Source organism: Rathayibacter sp. AY1C7 (assembly GCF_002931865.1).
Lineage (GTDB): Bacteria > Actinomycetota > Actinomycetes > Actinomycetales > Microbacteriaceae > Rathayibacter.
In genome coordinates, this window is sequence record NZ_PSWB01000061.1 from 1 (window position 1) to 830 (window position 830).

The window sequence follows — 830 nt, forward strand, 5'->3', positions numbered from 1 at the left end:
TCTTTTTCTCACGCCTGGGTGTGTGGGAGAGGGATACCGCCCGTATTTTGAGAACTACACAGTGGACGCGAGCATCTTAGATTCACGGCTTCGGTCGTGAATCGACAAGATTCGCATGGCGCGGCTTTCGGGCTGCGGTCATGCAAATCATTGGATCTGCAACTTTTCGAGTTGTAGTTTCTTAACTCATGTGATTAGCAAGTTCATAAGAGCAAACGGTGAATGCCTTGGCATCTGGAGCCGAAGAAGGACGTCGTAATCTGCGATAAGCCTCGGGGAGCTGATAAACGAGCTGTGATCCGAGGATTTCCGAATGGGGAAACCCCGCCAGGCCCCTTGTGGTGACCTGGTGACTCCCGCCTGAATATATAGGGCGGGTAGAGGGAACGTGGGGAAGTGAAACATCTCAGTACCCACAGGAAGAGAAAACAACAGTGATTCCGTCAGTAGTGGCGAGCGAACGCGGAAGAGGCTAAACCGAGTCATGTGTGATACCCGGCAGGGGTTGCATGGCCGGGGTTGTGGGACTTTTCGTTCCGGTCTGCCGGCCGGTGAACGTTACAGCGCATCATAGACGAACAGGTTTGAACGCCTGGCCAGAGCGGGTGCGAGCCCCGTAGTCGAAATGGTGTTATGGCGTGAAGAGTATCCCAAGTAGCACGGGGCCCGAGAAATCCCGTGTGAATCTGTCAGGACCACCTGATAAGCCTAAATACTCCCAGATGACCGATAGCGGACAAGTACCGTGAGGGAAAGGTGAAAAGTACCCCGGGAGGGGAGTGAAATAGTACCTGAAACCGTTTGCTTACAAACCGTCGGAGCCTCCTTGT

Annotated in this window: 1 rRNA gene; it reads left to right on the top strand. The window is 53.6% G+C overall.

From position 1 onward, the window contains the following. Window positions 1-195: 195 nt before the first annotated feature. Window positions 196-830 (top strand): 23S ribosomal RNA (locus C5C69_RS16570); the annotation flags it as partial.